The sequence below is a fragment of the Xanthobacter sediminis genome, from assembly GCF_043195015.1.
In the GTDB taxonomy this organism is placed as follows: Bacteria; Pseudomonadota; Alphaproteobacteria; order Rhizobiales; family Xanthobacteraceae; genus Xanthobacter.
Window position 1 is genome coordinate 71,855 of the sequence record NZ_JBAFWH010000012.1, and the last position, 23,833, is coordinate 95,687.

Here is a 23,833-nt window from a genome sequence, read left to right on the forward strand (position 1 = left end):
GGCGGGCGTTCCGGCGGCGGCGTCAGTGGGTGGCGGTGGAGGGCGCGCCCAGGAGCGCGCCGAGCCGGTCGAGATATTCGTCCCAGTCCCGCATGCGGGAGATGGCGCCGAGGGGCACACCGCCGCGCAGCACCACCACCGCCGGCAGCGCGAGGTTCAACGCCTCGCGGAAGCTCGCTTCCGCCTTGGGGCCGGCGACGGCACCACCGATGCGGGCCTCCCCGCCCAGCGCCTTCACCAGCTCGGGCAGCACCACGGCGATGTCCGGGCTCTCCAGGTGGTTCTTGCCGTGGGCGGGCAGCAGCACGAGCTGGTCACGCCCGTCGAGGGCGGCGGCGTCCTCGGCCGCCTCGATCCAGGCATAGGCGCGCTCGGTGAGGAGGCGGCGCACGAGCGGATGGAGCGCTTCCTGGGACATCAGGCTTCCTTTCTGCCGGCGGCGTAGGCGGCGGCGAGATGGGGCGGCAGCTCCGGCTCGCGATGCGCGAGGTCGGCGAAGGCGCGGTCGATGAGGGCGGTGTCGGCGGTGCCGGCCATCACCGCCGCGACCCCGTCGAGCGCCTCGGTGATGAGGCGGGCCTCCTCCGCCTCCAGCCGGCGCCGCGCCGCGCCCTGGAACACCAGCACGTGGTCGCCGGCGCACGCGTCGGGCACCAGCGCGAGATCCACCTTCTCGGTGCGGCCGGCGGCGGAGCAGAAGGCGAACGTGCCGTCGGTGGCATCGATGCGCATGGGAAGGCCGAGGCACATGGTCGGGGTCTTTCGGGCGGCTTCAGGAGCGGCCGAGAATGCGGGGATCGCCGATGCGGCAGGCGTCCTCGGCGCTGGGGCGCTCGGCCTCGTAGGGATCGCGGGCGATGGGCGCGGCGATGAGGCCCTCCGGCAGCTCGGCGCGCGGGGTGGTCCACACGTTGAAGTCGGCGCGCAGCACCTTGAGCACGCGGTTGGCGGCGGCCTCGATCTGACCGGCCACGGTGGCGGTGAGGCCGCCGCCGTAGTCGTCAAGCACTTCGGGCTGCACACCCACCAGCACGATGCGGGCGGGGGTGTGGCCACGCAGGGCGAGCAGGCCGAGGATTTCCTGGAAGCCGGTCTGGTGCAGGCTCACCTTGCGGCTGGCCAGCACGGCCGGCACCTCCGCATCCACCAGCACATGGAGGGTGCCGGGGGGCAGGCCATAGTCCACCGCGTCGATGATCACCAGCCCGTCGGTCTCCTCCAGATAGGGCAGGAGGTAGAGGCCCTGGGTGCCGCCGTCGAGGAGCGTGACGTGATCGGGGAAGGCGTGGTCCCGGTCCAGCGCCTCCAGCACCCGGACGCCGAAGCCTTCGTCCGCCCACAGGATGTTGCCGATGCCGAGCACGAGGATGCGCGGATGTATACCTTTGTCAGACATGCAACTTCTCGCCTCCGGCTCACCCTCCCGCAGCGGTCTGGAGCCGCCTGATTTGAGGCGTTCAATTCAAGGACTGTGCCAGCGGCGTGGGCAACTGGTAACGCCTTGATCGACCAGAGTGGCATTGCATGCCGATAAGATGGCGGTGGGGTGACAATTGGAATTTACAATTCCAAACCTATCATAAAACGGAAGGATGTCTCGCAATTGTACGGGCGGCGCGCGGCGCAACGTAACTTCGTGCGGCGTTCGGGAAGCCGGCCGCTGGCAAACAAAAAAGGGCGCGGCCCGCGCCGCGCCCTTCCGTTACGGAGCCTGCCCGCCTCACTCCGGATCGTCGTCCCGGAAGCTGCGGTAGCCGTTGGTGATGGCGGAGATCATGGTCTGGCGGGACATGATGTCCTCGCGGATCACCGTGTAGACGTGGATGATGACGAACAGGATGATCGCCCACATGCCGATGTGGTGCAGCGTGTGCACCTGCATGGAGCCGCCCAGCAGCGGGATAACCCAGCCGAACAGGTTGCTCTGCCAGCTTCCGAGCCCCGTGCCCTCCGAATAGAGGGCGAAGCCGGTGAAGATCATGAAGATGGTGCCCAGCACCATCACCAGGAACAGGAAGGTCTGCGCCAGCGGGTTGTGGCCCATGAACTTCATGGGCCGCGGCTTCAGGAAGGCATACCACGCCATCTCGGCGAACAGGCCGCGCCAGAAGCTCTTCTTCCACAGCGGCAGGGTGAACAGCTCGCGGGAATAGGTGTTGCCCGCGAACGCCCACAGGATGCGGCCGATGAAGGCGACCGCGAAGATATAGCCGGCCGAGAAGTGGATGAAGCGGATGGTGCCCATGAGGTAATGGTCGCTCGGCTGTCCCGACAGGGTCGGGAACGGCGAGGCGATGAGATAGCCGGTAACGCAGAGCACCACGATGCAAAGCGCGTTCACCCAGTGCCAGAGGCGCACCGGCGCCTCGTAGATGTAGTAGGTGGTCACCTGCCTTCCACCCTTTGCCGCCCCTTCCGCCGGGGCGGCCTCGGCCGCCGCCGAAGGGGACGCCTTCGGAGGGGCGGTGCCGGAGAGCGATGCGTCGGTCATGGCTCAGCCTCCCCTTCAGCGCACGGTGACGCGGGCCAGTTCCTCCCCATCGTCGGACATGACGTGGGTGGAGCAGGCGAGGCAGGGATCGAACGAGTGGAGGGTGCGCAGGATCTCCACCGGCTCCTCGGGGCGCTGCATGGGCGTGTTGAGGAGCGAGGCCTCAAACGCGCCGATGTTGCCCTTGGGGTCGCGCGGCCCGCCGTTCCAGGTGGACGGCACCACGCACTGGTAGTTTTCGATGCGGCCGTCCTTGATCTTGATCCAGTGGCCGAGGCCGCCGCGCGGGGCCGCCACGGTGCCGACGCCCTTGGCCTCCTTCGGCCAGGTGGTGGGGTCCCACTTCTCCATGTTGGCGGTGGAGGTGTCGCCGGCCTTGATGTTGGCGATGAGGGCGTTGAAATCGTCCAGCATCATGTGGGCGCAGTAGTGGGCCTCCAGCGCGCGGGCGAGCGTGCGGCCGATGGTGGAGGGCAGCGCCTGCTTGACCGTGAGGTTGGTGCCGGCGAGCGAATTGAAGCGGCCGAGCGCCTCGTCCACCTGCCCCTTCACGAAGGGCACCCCGTGCGAATAGGCGAGGATATAGCGGGCGAGCGGGCCCACCTCCACCGCGTGGCCGCGCCAGCGGGGGGCCTTGATCCACGAATACTTCGCGTTCTCGTCCACCTGCTCGATGTTGGTGCGGGTGCCCTTGAAGTTCGGGCCGAGATCGAACTTCGGGTCGGTGATGCCGTCCCAGGGGTGCAGGCCCTTGTCCTTGTCGGCATCGCCGTAGGTGTACCAGGAATGCGCCACGAATTCCTGCACCTGGTCGGGGTCGCGCGGGTCGATGGGATGGATCTCGTCCCAGTTGCCGTTGATGATGACGCCGCCGGGCAGGCGGTCGGTCTTCTTCTGGCCCTGGATGGCGGCATAGTCGCCGTAATCCATCACGTTCTGGCCGGCGAGGCCGCCGCCGTAGAGCCAGCCCTTGTAGAAGCTGGCGATGGCGATGACATCGGGCACCAGCACGTTCTGGGAGAATTCGAACGCCTCCTGCAGCTTGAGCTGCACGAAGTTCAGCCGCTCCATGTTGAGCGGGGCGCCGGCGGCCATGTCGCCGTTCATGTTGATGGCGCAGGGCACGCCGCCCACGAGATAGTTCGGGTGCGGGTTCTTGCCGCCGAAGATGGTGTGCACCTTCACGATCTCGCGCTGGAAGTCCAGCGCCTCGAGATAGTGGGTGACGGCGAGAAGATCGGCCTCCGGCGGCAGCAGATAGGCCGGGTTGTCCCAGTATCCGTTCTTGAAGATGCCGAGCTGTCCGCTCTCCACGAACTTTTTCAGCCGGTTCTGCACGTCGCGGAAATAGCCGGGCGAGGACTTGGAGTGGGCGGAGATGGACTGCTGCAGCACGCTGGTGGCCTTGGGGTCGGCCTTCAGCGCGTTCACCGGGTTCACCCAGTCGAGGGCGTGCAGGTGATAGAAATGCACCACGTGGTCATGCCACTGGAGCACCTTCGCCATGATCTCGCGGATGAGATAGGCGTTGTTGGGGATGGTGATGTTCAGCGCATCTTCCACCGCCCGCACGGAGGTGAGCGCGTGGCAGCCGGTGCACACGCCGCAGATGCGCTCCACGAAGGCCCAGGCGTCGCGCGGGTCGCGGCCCTTCAGGATCACCTCCAGCCCGCGCCACATGGTGCCGGTGGAGACCGCGTTGCGGATGACGTTGTCCGCATCCACGTTCACCTCGCAGCGCATGTGGCCTTCGATGCGGGTGACGGGATCGACGACGATGCGCTTGCCGGAATTGTCGAGGGTGAAGCCGTTCGGCGTCTGGATGCTCACTTGTCGCCTCCCTTATCGGCGCCGCTGGTGGTGTCGTGTTTTGTCTGCGCGCGCTTCAGGGCGCTGATGGCCGCGTGCACGGCGACGCCGCCGCCCACCACCGCCGCTGCGGCAAGGCCCACCTTGTCGGCGTTCGACTCGATGCCGAAGCCACTCTCCTTCAGGTCCGCCAGGCGGGCATACCAGGAGCCCTTGTCCCAGAAGCCGTCCTCCGAGCAGCCGATGCAGCCGTGGCCGGACTGGATGGGGAAGGACACGCCGTCGTTCCAGCGCACGGTGGAGCAGGCGTTGTAGGTGGTCGGGCCCTTGCAGCCCACCTTGTAGAGGCAATAGCCCTTGCGCGCGCCCTCGTCGTCGAAGCTCTCCACATACTGGCCGGCGTCGAAGTGGGGCCGGCGATAGCATTTGTCGTGGATGCGCTGGGAATAGAACATCAGCGGCCGGCCCTGGCGGTCGAGCGCGGGGAGCTGGTCGAAGGTGAGCATGTAGGTGATGACACCGGTCATCACCTCGGCGATGGGTGGGCAGCCCGGCACCTTGATGATGGGCTTGTCGAAGATCACCTCATGCACGGGCGTGGCGCGGGTGGGGTTGGGCCGGGCCGCCTGCACGCAGCCATAGGAGGCGCAGGAGCCCCAGGAGATGATGGCCTTGGCGTCCTTGGCCACCTTCTTCAGCTGGTCCACGAACGGCTTGCCGCCGATGATGCAATACATGCCGTCTTCATTGAGGGGCGGGTTGCCCTCCACGGCCAGGATGTAATTGCCCTTATATTTCTCCATCACCTCGTCGAGGATGGCTTCCGCCTGGTGGCCGGCGGAGGCCATGAGGGTGTCGTCATAATCGAGCGAGATCATGGAGAGCACCACATCCTTCACCAGCGGATGGGCGGAGCGGATGAAGCTCTCCGAGCAGCAGGTGCACTCCAGGCCATGCAGCCACAGCACGGGCGTGCGGGGCTTGGTTTCCATGGCATGGGCGATCTGCGGCGCGAATTCCGGCCCGAGGCCGAGCGCCGCCGCCGTGAGCGAGCAATATTTCAGGAACGACCGACGGGTAATCCCCTGCCGCCGCATGACTTCATAAAACGTCTCGAGGGCCATCAGGCGTTCCCCCTTGCATGAACCGGCCCATCGGCGTCGAGGCCGGTGGAGCTTGGGTGGGATTTAGCAAGGGGTGTGCCAGGGGTGGGATATGTTTTAGTTCAAGGGGTTGGGTCGGAGAAATGCGAGGAGCGCGTGGATGTGGGCATGACGCTTTGCGGGTGGTCTGGAAGGGGGATGACCGGAATCGCGAGACGGTCGGATTGGGCCAGGAGCCGACATTTGGCGTGCTGGGCCGCTTCCGACCTCGAGCGGACGTTCAGCACAACGCGGCCGCCAGCAGACCGCTTGTCACGCCTCAAGTTCGCGTATACGATACATATATGAATCGTATATTCGAGGGTTAGCAGTGGGAATCGTAAATATCGAGGATGATCTGCACGAGCAGCTGCGCCGGGCGAGCAAGGTGTCCTATCGGTCTATCAATGCCCAGGCGGCCTTCTGGATCAGGATCGGCATGCTCTGCGAGCTGAACCCTGGCCTCACCTTCCAGGAGCTGGTGGCGCGTGAGTTGAAGGACGCGGGCGTCGACGCCCCTGTTTCCGAGGCTGTGGCTTCATGACGAAGACGCCGGCCGAGGTTGAGCTCCTGGCGGAGTCGGGCCGTCTGCTCGCGTCGGTGTTCGCGCACTTGGATGGACGGCCCCTCGCCGGATTGACCACCCTGCAGGTCAACGACCTCGTCGAGGCCTTCATCGTCGGTCAGCTCGAAGCCCGGCCCGCCAGCAAGGGCCAGTACGGCTACGGTTTCGCGCTGAACAGCTCGATGAACAACGTCGTCTGCCACGGCGTGCCGTCGAGGGATGATGTCTTGCGGGACGGCGATATCGTCAATTTTGACATCACGCTCGAGAAGGGGGGCTATATCGCGGATTCCAGCAAGACATTCCTCATCGGGAATGTGGCGCCCACTGCCAAGCGGCTCGTTCGCACCACCTATGAGGCCCTGTGGAAGGGCATCCGCGCGGTGCGCCCAGGTGCCAAGCTCGGCGACATTGGCTCCGCCATCGAGCGGCATGCAAAGCAGAACGGCTATTCGGTCGTGCGGGAATACTGCGGCCATGGCATCGGGCGCGAGATGCACGAGGCGCCACAAGTGCTTCATTTCGGAAAGCCGGGAACTGGCCTTACTTTGCGGGAGGGCATGGTCTTCACGATCGAGCCCATGCTGAACCAGGGGCGCAGGACGGTCCGAACAGAGGACGACGGATGGACTGTCGTCACCGTGGACGGGAAGCTGTCCGCACAGTTCGAACACACGGTCGCGGTCACCCGTGACGGCGTCCGCGTGTTAACGTTGCGTCCGGACGAAGCACGGCCCTAGACGTCCGCAATCCACCCTGAACGGACTTTCATAGGCTGGAATTCGAAAGCCCTCTTTGGGTCAAAGCCGGCCGTCGTCCGCCGATGCCGGAGACCTTCGTTCGCCAAGTGCTCACACAGAGTTCGTTCACCTCACCCCTCCGTCCCAGGAAACACCAGCCCCGCCTTCCGCAGCGCATCCCCCGATCCCAGGCCCATGCGCTTCACCACCAGCATGGCCTGGGCCATGGGGATGTTCAGGGGGACGACGCGGTCTTTCGGGACATAGAAGAGGTCGCCGGACATGGGGGTGGGGGCGCGGGGGATGAAGACGGCCACCCAGCCGTCGGGAATGTCCTCGAGCTGGTAGCCGAGCTGCCAGGCGCCGTCGCGGCTCACCAAGGCCGGGGTGACGCCGGCCATGCTTTCCACCTGGGTCAGCCCATCGGCCATGCTCTTCACCAGCTGGTATTGCGGGATGCCGCCCAGCAGCGAATTCTCCCAGAAGCGCGTCACGCGCCGGCCATGGCGCGTGCTGGCGGCAAAGCCGGCGCCGAAGGCCAGCAGCAGGATGAGCAGGAGGCCGATGACGCTCTCCCCGCTCACGCCCACATAGCTTTCCACCGGCACGATGTGGGAGACGGGCTTCGCCAGCGCCCCCACCAGCTTGACGGCATGGCCGAGCACGATGAGCACGAGCACCATGGGCAGAAGAAAGACCATGCCGAGCACGAGCCGCCGCGCCAGCACGCCGAGGACGGACATGAGCTTGCCTTGAGGGCTCCAGGCCATTGCGTTCTCCCCTGAGGACACCGCCTCCGCGCCACGCCCACGCCCATCCTGCGCCGGATGACGCAGGAACCGCCTGGGCGCGGGGCCTCTATGCTACCCCGCGCGCTGTTCCTCCGCATGGGGCTGCGCCACCCGCGCTGGAAGCGCCGTCTCGGTGTCGCCGGCCGGCGGCGGCGCGGCGCGCCTTCAGCCGGCTTCCCCCACGAGCAGGGGCGGGAAGCCGCTCTGCGCGTGCCAGCGCCAGGCATCGGCGATCATGGCGGGGAGGGTGGAGCGTTCCGGCGTCCAGCCCAGCTCGCGGCCGGCGCGAGCGCTGCCGCTGACGAGGCGCGCCGCATCCCCCGGCCGGCGCGGGCCCTCGGTCACCGGCACCTTCAGCCCCGTCACCTGCTCCACCGCGCCGATCACCTCGCGCACCGAGAAGCCGTGGCCGGTGCCCAGGTTGAACACCCGGCTGCCGCGCCCCTCGAGCAGCCAGCGCAGCCCCAGCACATGGGCCTGCGCGAGGTCGCACACATGCACATAGTCGCGGATGCAGGTGCCGTCGGGGGTGGGATAATCGGTGCCGAACAAAGTGACGGGCGGGCGCCGCCCGGCGGCGGCCTCGATCAGCAGAGGCACCAGATGGGTTTCCGGCTCGTGCTTCTCGCCCACTTCCGCCTCCGGGTCCGCGCCCGCCACGTTGAAGTAGCGGAAGATCACCGCGCGCAGGTCGTGGCTGGCGCCGAAGTGGGCCAGCATCTCCTCGATGGCGCGCTTGGAGGCGCCATAGGCGTTGATGGGCGCCTGCACGGCGTTTTCATCGAGGGTCACGCCGTCCTGGTCGCCATAGGTGGCGCAGGTGGAGGAGAAGACGATGTCGCGGCAGCCGGCGGCCAGAGCCGCCTCGATCAGGTTGAGCGCGCCGTTCACGTTGGCGCGCCAGTAGGTGCCGGGATCGCGCATGGAGACGCCCACCAGCGAGAGGGCGGCGAAGTGCATCACCGCCACCGGGCGCCAGGCGGCGAAGGCGGCCGCGAGCTCCTCTCGGTTCAGGAGATCGCCGCGCACCAGCGGGCCGAAGCGCACCGCCTGCGCCCAGCCGGTGGACAGATTGTCGAAGGCGACGGGAATGAAGCCGGCGCGCCGCAGCGCCTTGCAGGCGTGGGCGCCGATGTAGCCGGCCCCGCCCGTCACCAGAACATGCTGCATGCCCGCCCCCTCGAAGCCCGCCCCCATCGGCTGCGACATGAGGCGGATTCCCCCGCCGATGCAAGAGCTCCCGCGTGCGGGGCGAGGCGGCCTCTTGCGCTTCGCCCGTTCCCCTGCCATATGGTCGCTCGGGAGGTTGGCGGTGGACGAGCCACTCGCCAACCGGGTCAGGTCCGGAAGGAAGCAGCCCCAACGAGCCCGGTCTCGGGTCTTCGTCCAGCCTCCCACCCTGTCAGCAGCCCCTGCCTCCGGCGCGTCCCGCGCGGCGCGGGGGCGTGCTGTGGGCGCGGCGCCTGTGGATGGCCGTGGCGCCGTCGCAATCCTGCTCCGATCGACCCCTACCAACATGGCGCCCCAACAAGAGGAGCTGCCAGCATGTGGGTCGTCGTCATCGTCCTGCTCAATGCCCTTTCCGGTCCGGACGTGCACGTGGTGAAGGAGGCCGCCTACGCCTCCGAGGACGCCTGCAAGGCCTCCATTACCCGCAACGTGCCCGCCAAGCTCGACGCCAAGGCCAAGGGCGAGTTCGAGCAGGGCTTCCGCCGTTATGTCTGCGTGCGCGTGGGCGACGTGGACGTGCTCACCAAGGCCAAGTGACCTTCGGGAGAGATCATCTCCGGGCGAAGTGATTCCCGCCCGCGTGGCGGCACCGGCGCGGATGCTCTATGTAGGATGCCATGAGCGACACCACCCGCGACGACCTTGACGCCCTCGCCCTGGAGACGCCGGAGCACGACGGCCCCGGCCTCGATCTCGGCGCGCCCCCGGCGCCTGCCCAGCCGGCGGCGGGGGCCTACAGGGTGCTGGCGCGCAAGTATCGGCCGCAGAACTTCAAGGACCTCATCGGCCAGGAGGCCATGGTCCGCACGCTGAAGAACGCGTTCGCCTCCGGCCGCATCGCCCAGGCCTACATCCTCACCGGCGTGCGCGGGGTGGGCAAGACCACCACCGCCCGCATTCTCGCCCGCGCGCTCAATTACGAGCCCGCAGACGGCGCGCCCGGCGGGCCCAGCCTCGACCTTTCCGTGCCCGGCAAGCACTGCCGCGACATCATCGAATCACGCCACGTGGACGTGATGGAGATGGACGCAGCCTCCAACACCTCCATCAACGACATCCGCGAGATCATCGAAAGCGCGCGCTACCGGCCGGTGATGGCGCGCTACAAGGTCTACATCATCGACGAAGTGCACATGCTCTCCACGGCCGCCTTCAACGGGCTGCTGAAGACGCTGGAGGAGCCGCCGGAGCATGTGAAGTTCATCTTCGCCACCACCGAGATCCGCAAGGTGCCCGTCACCGTGCTCTCGCGCTGCCAGCGCTTCGACCTGCGCCGCGTGGACGCGGGCGTGCTGGCCGAGCACCTCGCCGGCATCTGCGCCAAGGAGGGGGTGCGGATCGAGCCCGAGGCGCTCTCCATCGTGGCGCGGGCGGCCGAGGGCTCGGTGCGCGACAGCCTCTCCCTGCTCGACCAGGCCATCGCCCATGGCGGCGGGCAGGTTTCGGCGGAAGAGGTCCGGCGCCTGCTGGGCCTTGCCGACAAGGGGCGCGTCATCGACCTGTTCGAGGCGCTCATGCGCGGCGACATGCCGAAGGCGCTGGCCGAGTTCCGCGACCAGTACGACGCCGGCGCCGACCCGGCGGTGATCCTCACCGACCTCGCCGAATTCACCCATCTCGTCACGCGCCTGAAGATCGTGCCCGGCGCGGCCGAGGATGCCGCTTTGGTGGAGGCCGAGCGCGTGCGCGGCGCCCAGATGGCCGGCGCCCTTTCCATGCGCGTGCTGGCGCGGGCGTGGCAGATGCTCCAGAAGGGCGTCGGCGAAGTGCAGCAGGCCGGAAAGCCCGTGCAGGCGGCGGAAATGGCGCTGGTGCGCCTCGCCTATGCCGCGGACCTGCCCACCCCGGACGAGGCCCTGCGCCGCCTGAAGGACCAGCCCGCCCCGGCGCCTGTGCCCGGCCCCGCGCCCTCCGGTGGCGGCGGGGGGGGAGGGGGCGCGCGATTGTCCCTGGCGGTGGCCACGGCGGAGCCGCGGCCCATGCCCGCGCGCGCGCCGGCCCTGCCCGTCCAGGCAGGCCCCCGCCTCGCGAGCCTCGCGGACCTCGCCGCCCTCGCCAGCGAGAAGCGCGACCTGATGCTGAAGCTGGCGGTGGAGACCCAGGTGCGCCCGGTGCGGTTCGAGGATGGGCATATCGAGCTCGCCCTCGCGCCCGGTGGCAGCGCCACGGTGGTGGGCGACATCTCCCGCAAGCTCACGGAATGGACCGGTCGGCGCTGGCTCGTCTCCCTCTCGCAGGAGCAGGGCGGCGCCACCCTCGCCGAGGAGAAGCAGGCGCGCCGCGCCGAGCGGGAGGAGGGCATCAAGGCCCACCCCCTGGTGGCGGCGGTGCTCTCCCGTTTTCCCGGCGCCGAGGTGGTGGATGTGCGTACCCGCGACGACGTCGCGGCGGAGGCCCTTCCGCCGGCGGAGGAAGACGCCTATTCCGGACCCGGACCCGACGACGAGATCGAATACTAGGGAAAGCCAAGCGAAAGCGTGCGTCCGGAGCTGCGGCAAGGCAGGGGGCGGAGCATCTTCCAATCGCTCTCGCTTAAGCAAAGAGTTCAGGTTTTCTGCATTTACGTGTTTTCAGGTGAACCTCGTCGGCTTCGCCAGAAAACGCTCTACTGAAGGAGAAAGGCGGCGATGCGCGACCTCTTGGGCATGATGAAGCAGGCCAAGGAGCTGCAGGAGCGCATGCAGCAGATGCAGGCGGAGCTCGACACCATCGAGGTGGAGGGCGCTTCCGGCGGCGGGCTGGTCACCGCCCGCGTCACCGCCAAGGGCGAGTGCAAGGCGGTGCACATTGATCCCACGCTGGTGAAGCCGGACGAGGTGGAGATCATCGAGGATCTCGTCGTCGCCGCCCTGGCCGACGCCCGCGCCAAGGCCGAGCGCGTGATGCAGGAGAAGATGCAGTCGCTCACCGGCGGCCTCTCCCTGCCGGCGGGCATGAAGCTGTTCTGATCGATCCGGAAGGCCGGGCGCGGCGTCGCCGCCTCCGGCCTTTTGTCCCGTCGCTGCGCTTGCGTGCGCGGCTCACTGCGCCGGGGCGCGCTGCCCCGCCTTGTAGGCCGAGATCCATTTGTGGATCTCGCGCACATGCTCGCTCTCTTCCTCGAAGAACTCCAGCGCGAGCGCCTTGATTTCCGGGTCCTGCGTGGTGTCGAGGATGGACTTGTAGTAATCGCGGCTCGCCTCCTCGGCCTCACGCGCGATCTCCAGCGCCTCCGCATGGCCGAGGAAAGGGTCCGCCGCCCAGATGCGCGCGGTTTCCGGGCTTTCCAGGTCGGGCCACTGGAATTCATTGGGCTTCAGGTCGGGAATGTCACGATACTTGGCGCGTGCCCGTGCATCGGCAAGGTGCATGCGCGAATAGTCCGACAGCTGCCGGAAGAGCTGGCCCACCTCGGTGTTGCCGCAGCTCATCATGGAATCGGCCAGCTCGCCGAAGCGCAGCGCGGCTTCCTCTTCGAGCTTGGCGGCGTAGGCCAGGAATTCTTCGACGCTCTTCAATGTGCCGTCCTCCGGAATGCGGTGCGATGGAAATGCGGGCGCCTGCGGCGCCGGCGAATGCCGGCCGTGGTGTGGCGAAAATATCCGATGATCTTTACGGCAGGGATGCCGAGGTCCGATTGATCCAGGTCATGGAGCGGTGAATTCTCCGCGTTCTCGGCGCCCAAAAGCAAAGGGGCGGCCTTTCGGCCGCCCCTCGCGTCGTCAGGCGGCGCGGGCACGGGGCCCGCGGCGGATCACTCCGCCGCGCCGTTCTCGCCCTCGGCGGCAGCGCGGGCGGCTTCCTTCTCGGCCTTTTCCTTGGCTTCCAGGTCCTCGCCGGTCGCCTGGTCCACCACCTTCATGGAGAGGCGGGTCTTGCCGCGCTCGTCGAAGCCCATCAGCTTCACCTTCACCTTGTCGCCTTCCTTGACGACGTCGGAGGGCTTGGCGACGCGCTCGCGGGCCATCTGGGAGACGTGCACCAGGCCGTCCTTGGAACCGAAGAAGTTCACGAAGGCGCCGAAGTCCACCACCTTCACCACGGTGCCCTCGTAGATCTGGCCCACTTCCGGCTCGGAGGCGATGGACTTGATCCAGTTGATGGCGGCCTTGATGCTGTCGCCCGAGGAGGAGGCGATCTTGATGGTGCCGTCGTCCTCGATATTGACCTTGGCGCCGGTCTTCTCGACGATCTCGCGGATCACCTTGCCGCCGGAGCCGATCACTTCGCGGATCTTGTCCACCGGGATCTTCATCACCTCGATGCGCGGGGCATGCTCGCCCAGCTCGGCGCGGGCGCTGGTGAGGGCCTTGGCCATCTCGCCGAGGATGTGGGCGCGCCCGTCCTTGGCCTGGGCCAGGGCGACCTTCATGATCTCCTCGGTGATGCCGGCGATCTTGATGTCCATCTGCAGGGAGGTGACACCATTCTCGGTGCCGGCCACCTTGAAGTCCATGTCGCCGAGGTGATCCTCGTCGCCCAGGATGTCGGACAGCACGGCGAACTTCTCACCCTCAAGGATGAGGCCCATGGCGATGCCGGCCACCGGGCGGCGCAGCGGCACGCCCGCATCCATCAGCGCCAGGGAGGAGCCGCACACGGTCGCCATGGAGGACGAGCCGTTGGATTCCAGGATCTCCGACACCACGCGCAGGGTGTAGGGGAACTCGTGCTTGGCCGGCAGCATCGGGTGGATGGCGCGCCAGGCGAGCTTGCCGTGGCCGATCTCGCGACGGCCGGGGGAGCCCATGCGGCCGGTCTCGCCCACGGAGAAGGGCGGGAAGTTGTAGTGCAGCAGGAAGTGCTCCTTGTAGGTGCCTTCCAGGCTGTCGATGAACTGCTCGTCCTCGCCGGTGCCGAGGGTGGCGACCACCAGGGCCTGCGTCTCGCCGCGGGTGAACAGGGCCGAGCCGTGGGCGCGGGGCAGGATGCCGACCTCGGACACGATCGGGCGCACGGTGCGCACGTCACGGCCGTCGATGCGGATGCCGTCGTCGAGGATGTTCCAGCGCACGATCTTGGCTTCGAGCGCCTTGAACACCTCGGACACGAGCTGCGCGTTGGGCACGCTCTCGCCGGAGATGGCGAGTTCCTCGTAATACTTCTTCACCTTGGCCTTGGCGGCGCCAACGGCCTCGTAGCGGGACTGCTTCTGCTTGATCTTGTAGGCGGCGCGCAGGTCGGCCTCGGCGATCTCCTTCACCTTGGCCTCGATGGCGGAAACGTCCACCGGCTCGAAGGTGCGGGGCTCCTTGGCGGCCTTCTCGGCCAGCTTGATGATGGCCTCGATCACCGGCTGGAAGTGGCGGTGGCCAAACATCACCGCGCCGAGCATGATCTCCTCGGGCAGCTCCTTAGCCTCGGACTCCACCATCAGCACGGCGTCGGCGGTGCCGGCAACCACCAGCTCCAGGGCCGATTCCTTCACTTCGTCCACGGTGGGGTTGAGCACGTACTCGCCGTCGATGAAGCCGACGCGGGCGGCGCCCACCGGGCCCATGAAGGGAATGCCGGAGAGGGTGAGGGCGGCGGAGGCGGCCACCATGGAGACGATGTCGGGATCGTTCTCCAGGTCATGGGCGAGCACGGTGATGATCACCTGGGTGTCGCACTTGTAGCCATCGGGGAACAGCGGACGGATGGGGCGGTCGATGAGGCGGGAGACCAGGGTCTCCTTCTCGGAGGGACGGCCCTCGCGCTTGAAGTAGCCGCCGGGGATGCGGCCGGCCGCGTAGGTCTTTTCCTGGTAGTTGACGGTCAGGGGGAAGAAGTCCTGGCCGGGCTTCGGCTCCTTGGCCGAGACGACGGTGGCCAGCACCTTGGTGTCGCCGTAGGTGGCGAGCACGGAGCCATCCGCCTGGCGGGCCATCTTGCCCGTCTCGAGGGTCAGGGGCGTGCCACCCCAGTCCAGCGTCTCGCTGTGAATGTCGAACATGTTGTCTTGTCTTTCTCTATGGCAGACGGGGAGAGCCATGAGCAAGACGGCCGGACGCGCCGCGCGAGGCTGCCCCTCTCACGAAGGGGCCCCGACGGTAGCGTCCGGCGATCCTGCCATGACTCGTCCCTTGCGTTCATATCTGCGCGGCAGGCCTCATGCCTGCGGCGACGGCGCGCCTTTCGCGGCGCGCGGCCTCGGCGGAGAGCCGGGCCTTCTTATGCTTGCGGCACCCGGCCTTGGCGCCGGGCTCCGGTTTATCCGCGCCCGCGGGGGCGCCAGCGGATCCGGGGCAGGCCCGGATCCGGCACAGGCATCAGCGGCGCAGGCCGAGGCGCCCGATCAGGCTCTTGTAGCGGCCCTCGTCCTTCTTCTTCAGATAGTCGAGGAGGCTCCGGCGCTGCGACACCAGCTTGAGCAGGCCGCGGCGGGAGTGGTTGTCCTTGTGGTGGGACTTGAAGTGCTCGGTGAGGTTCACGATGCGCTCCGTGAGCACAGCCACCTGCACCTCGGGCGAACCGGTGTCGCCTTCCTTGGCCCCATATTCCTTGATGAGCGCCTGCTTGCGCTCGGCAGTGATCGACATCGTATTTTCCTTTCAGACGATGTGGAGAAACGCGCCCGCTCCCCCTCCGCGGCATGGCCGGAAATGACGGGGCGGGCGTGGGGCGGCCGGGCCGGGATGTCGTCCAGCACGGTCGAAACAGCAACGCGAAAAGCGGCACCCGAAGGCACCGTCCGCGCGGGGCGGACTATAGCGGCTTTTGTCGGCGGGACCAGCGGAATGTTTGGCCGCCGGCCTCCGGGGCGTGTCAGTCCTGCGTCTCGGGCGGGCGCTGGGGCCTGGCGCGGGCGGGGCTCTTGCGGGCCCAGTTGAACACACGGTGCGGGTAGATCTCGCCCGCCTCCACGTCGCCGATGGCGATCAGTGCGTTCTGGCAGAACACCGCGGCGTGGCCGTCCACGATGGGCGCGTCGCGCCCGCGCAGGATCACGCTCTGCCCGCAGCGCAGGCGGTGGGCGTCCGGCGGGGTCACCGCGATCTGCGGCAGCTCCTCCAGGGCGAATTCCACGGGGTCGAGCGCCTCCATCAGCGGCTCTTCCCCGGCGTCGGCGCGGGCGCGCAGCTCGTCGAGGGGCACGAGGTCCTCCTCCAGGAACGGGCCCACGGAGGTGCGGCGCAGGGCCGAGACATGCCCCTTCGCGCCCAGCATGCGGCCGAGGTCGCGGGCGATGGCGCGCACATAGGTGCCCTTGCCGCACTGGGCTTCCAGCACCGCATGGTCGGCGTCGGGCCGCTCCACCAGCCGGATGCTGAAGATGGTGACGGGCCGGGCCTGGAGCTTCACCTCCTCGCCCTCGCGGGCAAGGTCATAGGCGCGCTCGCCGCCGATCTTGAGGGCGGAATAGGCCGGCGGCACCTGCATGATCTCGCCCTGGAAATGGGCGAGGGCGGCGACGATCTCCTCGTCCGCGGGGCGCAGGTCGGAGGCCGCGACCTCCTTGCCTTCCGCGTCGTCGGTGTCGGTCTCGATGCCGAAGCGCACGGTGAAGCGGTAGGTCTTGCGGCCATCCATCACGTAGGGGACGGTCTTGGTGGCCTCGCCGAAGGCGATGGGCAGGCAGCCGGATGCCAGCGGATCGAGCGTGCCGGCGTGGCCGGCCTTCTTGGCGCCGAACAGGCGCTTCACCACCGTCACCGCCTGGGTGGAGGTGAGGCCCACGGGCTTGTCCAGGAGCACCCAGCCGTCGAGGTCGCGCTTGGGCGCGCGGGGGCGGTTGTCCTGCTCGCGGGGGGCGCGGGGCGCGCGCTCGCGCGGGGCGCCGGCTGCGCCTTCCTCGGCGGGCTGCGGGGCGGGGGCGGCAGAGGCGGAGGTCATTCGCGGTTGGTCTCTTCGTCGTCGCTGTCGGTGTCGAGGTCGCGCACGACCTCGGGAGAGCGCAGGAGCTGGTCCATGCGGGCACCCTCGTCAAACGAGGTGTCCTCGCGGAAGCGCAGCTCGGGCACGGATTTCAGCTCCACCCGGCGGGCCACTTCGGCACGCAGGTGGCGGCGGTTGTCGTCGAGCGCCTTCAGCACCGCCTTCAGGTCCTTGCCGCCCAGCGGCATCACGAAGCAGGTGGCGATCTTCAGGTCCGGCGACATGCGCACTTCCGGCACCGTGATGATGTGGCCGGAAAGAGCCGGGTCGATATGGTCGCCGCGCGAGAGCACGTCGGCGAGAGCATGGCGCACCAGCTCGCCGACGCGCAGCATGCGCTGGGAGGGGCCGCCTCCCGTGCGGGTCTCTTGTCTCATGGATCTAAAAGCCTCAGCGGCGCCGCGGCGGGCCGGGCACCTTCTCTTTCGGGGGAGCGGACGGGCTTGGACCGTGCCGCTCCGGTGATGGTTCCTCGCTGCGCGCCGCCTCGCCCCTCGGGACTCCGGCGCCCGGGCCCGCCCCGCGTCCGGCGGGGGCGAGCCTGGGGAAGGCGCGATGCGTCAGCCAGAGACAACGGCGCGAAGGGCCGGCGCCGATGCCGGCGCGGCCTCCTCCCGTTTTTCCCAGCGGACGGGGGCGCGTCCCGGCGCTTGCGGCCGGCCCGCCTCACAGCGAGCGCTGCACCGTCTCCACGCGGAAGCACTCGATGACGTCGCCCGCGCGCATGTCCTGGTAGTTCTCGAAGGACATGCCGCAATCCTGGCCGGCGTGCACGGTGTTTACCGCATCCTTGAAGCGGTTCAGGGTCGCGAGCTTGCCTTCGTGGATCACCACGTTGTCGCGGATGAGGCGGACATGCTGTCCGCGTTCCACGACGCCGTCGGTGACCTGGCAGCCCGCCACCTTGCCGACCTTGGAGACCGCGAAGATCTCCTTGATGAGCGCGTTGCCGAGCATGGTCTCGCGGATGACCGGAGCGAGCAGGCCGCTCATGGCCTTCTTCACGTCATCCACGAGGTCGTAGATGATGTTGTAGTAGCGGATCTCGATGCCCGCCCGCTCGGCCGCGTCGCGCGCTTCCTTGTTGGCGCGGACGTTGAAGGCGATGATGGCCGCGCCGGAAGTCTCGGCGAGGGTCACGTCGCTTTCGTTGATGCCGCCGGCACCCGAATGGATGATGCGGGCCTGCACCTCGTCGTTGCCGACCTTCTCGAGGGCGTCGATGATGGCCTCCACCGAGCCGGACACGTCGCCCTTGATGATGAGGGGGAATTCCTTGCGCCCGGTCGCCTTGACCTGGCTCATCATCTGCTCGAGCGAGCCGCGCATGGTGGCGGAACGCGCCGCCGCCTTCTCGCGCTTCTGGCGCTGGCGGTAGTCGGTGATCTCGCGGGCGCGGGCTTCGTTCTCCACCACCGCGAGGCGGTCACCCGCCTCCGGGGTGCCGTTGAAGCCGAGCACTTCCGCCGGGAACGAGGGACCGGCGGTCTCCACGTTGGCGCCGGTGTCGGAGATCAGGGCGCGCACGCGACCCCATTCGGCGCCGGCGACGACGATGTCGCCGACCTTCAGGGTGCCGCGCTGCACCAGCACTGTCGCCACCGGGCCGCGGCCGCGATCGAGCTTGGCTTCCACCACGGTGCCTTCGGCATCGCGGTCCGGGCTGGCCTTGAGGTCCAGCAGCTCGGACTGCAGGGCGATCGCTTCCAGCAGCTTGTCGAGGTTGAGGCGCTCCTTGGCGGAGACCTCCACCTCGAGCGTCTCGCCGCCCATGCTCTCCACCTGCACCTCGTGCTGGAGGAGCTCGGTGCGCACGCGCTCGGGCTTGGCGCCGGGCTTGTCGATCTTGTTGATGGCCACGATGATCGGCACGCCCGCCGCGCGGGCGTGGTTGATGGCCTCCACCGTCTGCGGCATCACGCCGTCATCGGCGGCCACCACCAGCACCACGATGTCCGTCACCTTGGCGCCGCGGGCGCGCATGGCGGTGAACGCGGCGTGGCCGGGGGTGTCGATGAAGGTGATCTTGCTGCCGGACGGCGACGTCACCTGATAGGCACCGATGTGCTGGGTGATGCCGCCGGCCTCGCCGGAAACCACGTTCGCCTTGCGGATGGCATCGAGGAGCGAGGTCTTGCCGTGGTCGACGTGGCCCATGATGGTCACGACGGCCGGACGCGGCAGCAGGGTCTCCGGGGCGTCGGGCGTGTCGAACAGGCCCTCTTCCACGTCGGATTCCGAGACGCGGCGCACGGTGTGGCCCATCTCCTCGGCGATCAGCTCGGCGGTGTCGGCGTCGATCACGTCGGTGATCTTCAGCATCTGCCCCTGCTTCATCAGCAGCCGGATCACATCCACGCCGCGCTCCGACATGCGGTTGGCGAGCTCCTGGATGGTGATGGTTTCGGGCAGGATGACCTCGCGGGAGATCTTTTCCTTGCTCTCCTGGGCGCGGTTGCCGGTCATGCGCTGGGTGCGGCGGCGGAAGGACGCCACCGAGCGCTGGCGCTCCTCGTCGCTCGACAGGGCGGTGACGACGGTGAGGCGGCCGCGCTGCTTCTCCGGGCCGGCCGGAGCGCGGGGCACCTTCACCGGGGTGGCGATGCGCGCGCCCGGACCCTTGCGGGCGGTGCGGCGCTCTTCCTCGGACTCGGCGGCCGTGCCGGCAGGACGGGGCGTCGCAGTCCGCGGGGCGGCCGCGCCGGCAGAGGCGCCGGCCGGACGCGCGCCCGTGCCCTGCTCCTCGCCAAAGCGCTTGCGCGCTTCCTGCTCGGCCTTGCGCTTCTTGTCTTCTTCGGCAGCGCGGCGCGCGTCCTCCTCGCGCTTGCGCGCCTCGGCGGCCTCACGCTCGGCGCGCTCGGCGCGCTCGCGCTCGGCACGGCGGCGGGCTTCCTCCTCCGCGATGCGACGTTCTTCCGCCATGCGCGCCTCTTCGACGGCGCGGGCGCGCGCATCGGCAAGGGCGGTGGCGCGGGCGTTGCGCTCCTCGTCGGTCAGGGTGCGCAGCACCACGCCGGAGCCGCCCTGGCGCTGAGAGCCGGGCCGGCCCTGCGGGCCGCCGGAGCGGCGATCGGGACCGCCGCCGGCACGCTGGCCCTGGCCCTGAGCGGCGCCGTGGCCCTGGCCGGGACGATTGGACTGGGGCGCACCCGAACGCTGCGGGCCACCGGTGCCGGAGCGCTGCTGCGCGCCGCCGGACGTCCGCGCAGCGCCGTGGCTCGCGGCGCCCTGGCTGGGGGCGGCGGGACGCGGGGCGGCGGGAGCTGCAGCAGCAGCCGGGCGCGCAGGCTCGGCGGGCACCGCCGGCTTGGCCACCGGCGCGGGCTCGGTCGGCTGGGGCGCCGGCGCGGCCGCGACGGGCTCGCTCGGAACGGGAGCCGCGGGGGCCGGTGCCTTGGGCGCCTCAGGAGCGGCGGGAGCCGGCTCGGGAGCCTTGGTTTCCACGGGAGCCTTGGCTTCCACCGGAGCGGGGGCGACAACGGGCGCCGCCGGCTGGGGTGCGCTCGGCGCCGCCGAAACAGGGGCCGGCGCGGCCGGGGTCACTGCGGGCGCAGCCTTCGGGGCCGCCGCCGCAACCGGAGCCGCGGGACGCGCGGGGGCGGCCGGCGCGGTCGCAGGCGCCGCCGCGGCCGGGGCATGGCCGGCCTCACCGGGGATGACGCGGCGCTTCACCTTCTCCACCACGACCGCCTTCGAACGGCCATGGCTGAAGCTCTGGCGCACCGTGCCCTGCTCCACCGGGCGCTTCAGGGTGAGCGTCTTGCTGCCGGGGGCGGGATGGAGCGTCTTGTCGCCGGGTGTCTTCGTGTCGTTCATTCCGTATCCGTTCCTTGCATCCGGCCGGGCGCTCGGCTGCTGTCCTCGTCTTCGGCGCTCTGGTGCTCTGCTGAAGGAGCCAGAGCCATAAGGTCCCTGCTCACGGGTGCCGCCTGCTCGTCGCTGGAGGGTATCCCCATCCGCCAGCGTTCGAGCCTGCGGCAGCGCGCGAGAAATCCCGCAGTCGTCGGATGCGCAAGCAGGGCCGCATGTACCACATTTGACCGCCCCAACGCCAAGTCCAAATCAACGCCGGGTAAGCAATCGACGATCTCGGGCGCCTTGCGCGCCGTACCCGCTTCCGCGCGGGCAATCTGGCGGGCGAGGGCGTCGAGCTTGCGCACCCCGTCGGGGCGCGCGTCGGCAGCGTGGAGCAGCACCTGGACCGTGCCCGAGGCGAGCGCCTGCTCCACCTTCATGGCACCGGTCACCACCTGTCCCGCCTTGTTGGCGAGGGACAGGGCGCCGCGCATGTCCTTGTCGAGAAGACCGTCCACCAGCGCCGCCAGGCCGGGAGCGGGCTGCCCTTTGCCCTTGAAGGCGCGGCCGAAAGCCTTGCGCTTCAGGGCCGTTTCCAGGTCGGCGCGTGTGGCTCGAACCCACGCGCCGCGCCCGGGCAGCCTACGGGTGAGGTCCGGGACGATGTGCCCGTCCGGCCCCACCACGAAGCGCAGCATCTCGCTGACCGGCGTGACCTGCCGGGTGGCGAGGCACAGGCGCGACAGGGGTGCCCGCGGCGAGCTCAGCCCGCGCGGTCCCTCGTCCGTCTCCATCTCGACCATCTCGGCAAGCACTGCGGGTCATCTCCCTTGGCTCTCAGGCGTCGGCCTGGGAGGCGTCTTCCGCCTCGTCTTCCACCGCCTCGTCGTCCTCCGGCGCCTCGATCCAGCCGGCGGCGACACGGGCATGCATGATGAGCTGCTCGGCGTCCTCGCGGGAGAATTCGAAGCCGTCCAGGGCGCCGGCATGGCGGACGGTCTCGCCGTCCTTGCGCTCCGACCAGCCGATGAGGTCGTCGGTGGCGCAGCCGGCGAGGTCCTCGACACTCTTGATGTCGTTCTCGCCGAATGCCACCAGCATCTTGGTGGTGACGCCGGGCAGGGTTTTCAGGTCGTCCTCGACGCCCAGCTCCTTGCGGCGGTCGTCGAGGGCTTCCTCCACCTCCGCCAGATGCTTCTGGGCGCGGGCCTGGAGCTCGGCGGCGGTGTCCTCGTCGAAGCCCTCGATGGAGGCGAGCTCCGACACCGGCACGTAGGCGATCTCCTCCACCGAGCTGAAGCCCTCGGATGCGAGCAGCTGGCCCATCATCTCGTCGAGATCGAGCGCCTCGGAGAACATCTTGGTGCGCTCGGCGAATTCCTTCTGCCGCCGCTCGCTCTCCTCCTGCTCGGTCATGATGTCGATGTCCCAGCCGGTGAGCTGGGTGGCGAGGCGCACGTTCTGGCCGCGGCGGCCGATGGCCAGCGAGAGCTGGGCGTCGGGCACCACCACCTCGATGCGCTCGCGATCCTCGTCGAGCACCACCTTGACCACTTCCGCCGGGGCCAGCGCATTCACGATGAAAGTCGCGATGTCGTTGTTCCAGGGGATGATGTCGATCTTCTCGCCCTGCAGCTCGTTCACCACCGCCTGCACGCGCGAGCCGCGCATGCCGACGCAGGCGCCCACGGGATCGACGGAAGAATCGCGGGAGATGACGGCGATCTTGGCGCGGGAGCCGGGGTCGCGGGCGACCGCCTTGATCTCGACCACGCCGTCATAGATCTCCGGCACTTCCTGGGCGAACAGCTTCGCCATGAACTGGGGATGGGTGCGCGACAGGAAGATCTGCGGGCCGCGCGGCTCGCGGCGCACGTCGTAGATGTAGGCACGGATGCGGTCGCCGGTCTTCACCGTCTCGCGCGGGAGCAGTTCGTCGCGGCGCAGGATGCCCTCGCCGCGGCCGAGGTCCACCACCACGTTACCGTATTCCACGCGCTTGACGAGGCCGTTCACCACCTCGCCGATGCGGTCCTTGTATTCATCATACTGCCGGTCGCGCTCGGCCTCGCGGACCTTCTGCACGATGACCTGCTTGGCGCTCTGGGCGGCGATGCGGCCGAAGTCGAAGGGGGGCAGGGTGTCGGCGATGGTGTCACCCACCTGGGCGGCGGGGTTGTGGCGGCGGGCGCCGTCCAGGGTGATCTCGGTGGCGGTGTTCTCCACGTCGTCCACCACCAGCAGGTGGCGGGCAAGGCGCAGCTCGCCGGTGCGCGGGTTGATGTCCGCGTGGATGTCCGTCTCCTGGCCGTAGCGCGAGCGCGCGGCCTTGGCGATGGCATCTTCCATGGCGGCGATGACGATGGAGCGATCGATGGACTTCTCCCGCGCGACCGCGTCGGCGATCTGCAGAAGCTCCAGCCGGTTTGCGCTGACGGCCACCATCAGTGCGTCTCCTTCACGGTGCTGGTGATCTCGAAACTGGTTTTCTTGGCGTTGGATTTCTTGGCCGGGGCCTTCTTGCCCTTGGCCTTCTTGCCCGCCACCTTGCCGGTGGCGCCCTTGTTGGCCACGGGCTTGCGCGCGGGCGCGGCCGGGGCCTCGTCCTCCGCCAGATTGTCGTTGGCGACCTCGTCGTCGAACGCGAGCGCGCCGTCCTCGCCTTCCAGGAAGGCTTCCTCATCCTCGTCCAGCGCGTGGCCGGCCGCCTTGGCGGCGCGCAGCGCGGCGGTGATGAGCGCATCCGTCAGCACGAGCCGGGCGTCGTGGATGTCGGTGAGGGGCAGCTGGACGACGGCTTCTTCGTCGGCGCGGGCATCGTCGCGTCGCACCACGGCGGCGGCGCCCTCGACACCTTCGAGATGGCCGCGGAAGCGCTTGCGGCCGGCGACCGGAACGCTCATCTCCACCTTCACCTCATGCCCGGCCCAGCGCTCGAAATCGGAGCGGCGCACCAGCGGGCGGTCGATGCCGGGGGAGGACATCTCCAGCCGGTAGGCGCCGGCGATGGGGTCGTCCACGTCGAGCACCGGAGAGAGGGCGCGGGAGGCGGTCTCGCAATCGTCGATGGTCATGGTGCCGTCGGGGCGCTCGGCCATGATCTGCACCGTGCCGCCGTCGCGATTGGTCACCTTCACGCGCACCAGGCGGAAGCCGAGCGCACCGAGCACGCCGTCGGCGATGGCGGCCACGCGGGCGGCCACTCCGGTTTCGGTGATGAGGCGCGGCTCGTTCGGATCGTCGCGCACGATGCGGGTGTCGGTCATGTCCCTCCGGGACGGCTGAGGCGGGCGGCGCTGGTCGAAAGCGCGGGCCGCCGGAATGATTCTGCGCCGGAGCGTCCGTTGTCGGGATGAGATAAACAGAAACGGAGCGGACCCCCGAGGGGACCCACTCTCATCACCTTCGACTGCGATGGCGCTGAGGCATCCCCA

Annotated in this window: 22 protein-coding genes and 1 other RNA gene; 6 read left to right on the top strand and 17 right to left on the bottom strand. The window is 68.8% G+C overall.

Going from position 1 to position 23,833, the window contains the following annotated elements; translation table 11 throughout:
• Nucleotides 1-22 precede the first annotated feature (22 nt).
• The 6 genes from V5F61_RS16010 to V5F61_RS16035 form a co-directional block, all read right to left on the bottom strand.
• Nucleotides 23-418, bottom strand: a complete 396-nt coding sequence (locus tag V5F61_RS16010) for a thioredoxin domain-containing protein (RefSeq protein ID WP_393989474.1) — start codon at nt 416-418, stop codon at nt 23-25.
• Nucleotides 418-750, bottom strand: a complete 333-nt coding sequence (locus tag V5F61_RS16015; RefSeq protein ID WP_393989475.1) for a HypC/HybG/HupF family hydrogenase formation chaperone — start codon at nt 748-750, stop codon at nt 418-420. The genes V5F61_RS16010 and V5F61_RS16015 overlap by 1 nt, the downstream gene beginning before the upstream one ends.
• A gap of 22 nt (nt 751-772) precedes the next feature.
• Nucleotides 773-1,396 carry a HyaD/HybD family hydrogenase maturation endopeptidase gene (locus tag V5F61_RS16020; protein ID WP_393989476.1) on the bottom strand — a complete coding sequence of 208 codons (624 nt, stop codon included), beginning with the start codon at nt 1,394-1,396 and terminating at the stop codon, nt 773-775.
• 324 nt (nt 1,397-1,720) lie between these two features.
• Nucleotides 1,721-2,491 carry a Ni/Fe-hydrogenase, b-type cytochrome subunit gene (gene cybH / locus V5F61_RS16025; RefSeq protein WP_393989477.1) on the bottom strand — a complete coding sequence of 257 codons (771 nt, stop codon included), beginning with the start codon at nt 2,489-2,491 and terminating at the stop codon, nt 1,721-1,723.
• 15 nt (nt 2,492-2,506) lie between these two features.
• A complete protein-coding gene (locus V5F61_RS16030; protein ID WP_393989478.1) occupies nt 2,507-4,321 on the bottom strand; it encodes a nickel-dependent hydrogenase large subunit in 1,815 nt (604 codons plus the stop codon).
• Nucleotides 4,318-5,424, bottom strand: a complete 1,107-nt coding sequence (locus tag V5F61_RS16035) for a hydrogenase small subunit (RefSeq protein ID WP_393989479.1) — start codon at nt 5,422-5,424, stop codon at nt 4,318-4,320. Before V5F61_RS16035 ends, V5F61_RS16030 begins: the two co-directional genes overlap by 4 nt.
• A 349-nt stretch (nt 5,425-5,773) precedes the next feature.
• Between V5F61_RS16035 and V5F61_RS16040 the strand changes: the two genes are divergently transcribed.
• Both V5F61_RS16040 and map read left to right on the top strand, forming a co-directional pair.
• On the top strand, nt 5,774-5,986 hold the full coding sequence (locus tag V5F61_RS16040; protein WP_393989480.1) for a ParD-like family protein: 213 nt from the start codon (nt 5,774-5,776) through the stop codon (nt 5,984-5,986).
• Nucleotides 5,983-6,747, top strand: coding sequence for a type I methionyl aminopeptidase (gene map, locus V5F61_RS16045; RefSeq protein ID WP_393989481.1), 765 nt, complete (start codon nt 5,983-5,985; stop codon nt 6,745-6,747). Before V5F61_RS16040 ends, map begins: the two co-directional genes overlap by 4 nt.
• A gap of 131 nt (nt 6,748-6,878) precedes the next feature.
• Here map and V5F61_RS16050 read toward each other — a convergent pair whose 3' ends face one another.
• The gene (locus V5F61_RS16050; protein ID WP_394104054.1) at nt 6,879-7,517 is read right to left on the bottom strand and encodes a DUF502 domain-containing protein; all 639 of its coding nucleotides are present in this window, start codon (nt 7,515-7,517) and stop codon (nt 6,879-6,881) included.
• 186 nt (nt 7,518-7,703) lie between these two features.
• Complete coding sequence (gene galE, locus V5F61_RS16055) at nt 7,704-8,747, bottom strand: UDP-glucose 4-epimerase GalE (protein ID WP_393989483.1); 1,044 nt, start codon at nt 8,745-8,747, stop codon at nt 7,704-7,706.
• A gap of 91 nt (nt 8,748-8,838) precedes the next feature.
• Here galE and ffs point away from each other — a divergent pair.
• The 4 genes from ffs to V5F61_RS16075 all read left to right on the top strand — a co-directional run bounded on the left by ffs (nt 8,839) and on the right by V5F61_RS16075 (nt 11,716).
• Nucleotides 8,839-8,937, top strand: an RNA gene (gene ffs / locus V5F61_RS16060) — signal recognition particle sRNA small type.
• Between the two features lie 146 nt (nt 8,938-9,083).
• A complete protein-coding gene (locus V5F61_RS16065) occupies nt 9,084-9,305 on the top strand; it encodes a hypothetical protein (RefSeq protein ID WP_393989484.1) in 222 nt (73 codons plus the stop codon).
• Nucleotides 9,306-9,385: 80 nt separating this feature from the next.
• A complete protein-coding gene (locus V5F61_RS16070) occupies nt 9,386-11,227 on the top strand; it encodes a DNA polymerase III subunit gamma/tau (RefSeq protein ID WP_393989485.1) in 1,842 nt (613 codons plus the stop codon).
• 168 nt (nt 11,228-11,395) lie between these two features.
• Nucleotides 11,396-11,716, top strand: coding sequence for a YbaB/EbfC family nucleoid-associated protein (locus tag V5F61_RS16075; protein WP_393989486.1), 321 nt, complete (start codon nt 11,396-11,398; stop codon nt 11,714-11,716).
• A 72-nt stretch (nt 11,717-11,788) separates the two neighbouring features.
• Here V5F61_RS16075 and V5F61_RS16080 read toward each other — a convergent pair whose 3' ends face one another.
• The 9 genes from V5F61_RS16080 to rimP all read right to left on the bottom strand — a co-directional run bounded on the left by V5F61_RS16080 (nt 11,789) and on the right by rimP (nt 23,665).
• On the bottom strand, nt 11,789-12,265 hold the full coding sequence (locus V5F61_RS16080) for a ferritin-like domain-containing protein (protein ID WP_393989487.1): 477 nt from the start codon (nt 12,263-12,265) through the stop codon (nt 11,789-11,791).
• Between the two features lie 236 nt (nt 12,266-12,501).
• A complete protein-coding gene (pnp, locus tag V5F61_RS16085) occupies nt 12,502-14,682 on the bottom strand; it encodes a polyribonucleotide nucleotidyltransferase (RefSeq protein WP_393989488.1) in 2,181 nt (726 codons plus the stop codon).
• Between the two features lie 316 nt (nt 14,683-14,998).
• Entirely contained in the window at nt 14,999-15,268 is a 270-nt protein-coding gene (gene rpsO / locus V5F61_RS16090; protein ID WP_393989489.1) for a 30S ribosomal protein S15, read from the bottom strand.
• Nucleotides 15,269-15,494: 226 nt separating this feature from the next.
• Nucleotides 15,495-16,562 carry a tRNA pseudouridine(55) synthase TruB gene (gene truB / locus V5F61_RS16095; RefSeq protein ID WP_393989490.1) on the bottom strand — a complete coding sequence of 356 codons (1,068 nt, stop codon included), beginning with the start codon at nt 16,560-16,562 and terminating at the stop codon, nt 15,495-15,497.
• A complete protein-coding gene (gene rbfA / locus V5F61_RS16100) occupies nt 16,559-16,981 on the bottom strand; it encodes a 30S ribosome-binding factor RbfA (protein ID WP_393989491.1) in 423 nt (140 codons plus the stop codon). The genes truB and rbfA overlap by 4 nt, the downstream gene beginning before the upstream one ends.
• Nucleotides 16,982-17,270: 289 nt before the next feature.
• Entirely contained in the window at nt 17,271-20,420 is a 3,150-nt protein-coding gene (gene infB, locus V5F61_RS16105) for a translation initiation factor IF-2 (RefSeq protein WP_393989492.1), read from the bottom strand.
• The gene (locus V5F61_RS16110; protein WP_393989493.1) at nt 20,417-21,214 is read right to left on the bottom strand and encodes an RNA-binding protein; all 798 of its coding nucleotides are present in this window, start codon (nt 21,212-21,214) and stop codon (nt 20,417-20,419) included. The genes infB and V5F61_RS16110 overlap by 4 nt, the downstream gene beginning before the upstream one ends.
• A 22-nt stretch (nt 21,215-21,236) precedes the next feature.
• A complete protein-coding gene (nusA, locus tag V5F61_RS16115) occupies nt 21,237-22,844 on the bottom strand; it encodes a transcription termination factor NusA (protein ID WP_393989494.1) in 1,608 nt (535 codons plus the stop codon).
• The gene (gene rimP, locus V5F61_RS16120; protein WP_393989495.1) at nt 22,844-23,665 is read right to left on the bottom strand and encodes a ribosome maturation factor RimP; all 822 of its coding nucleotides are present in this window, start codon (nt 23,663-23,665) and stop codon (nt 22,844-22,846) included. The genes nusA and rimP overlap by 1 nt, the downstream gene beginning before the upstream one ends.
• Between the last annotated feature and the right edge of the window lie 168 nt (nt 23,666-23,833).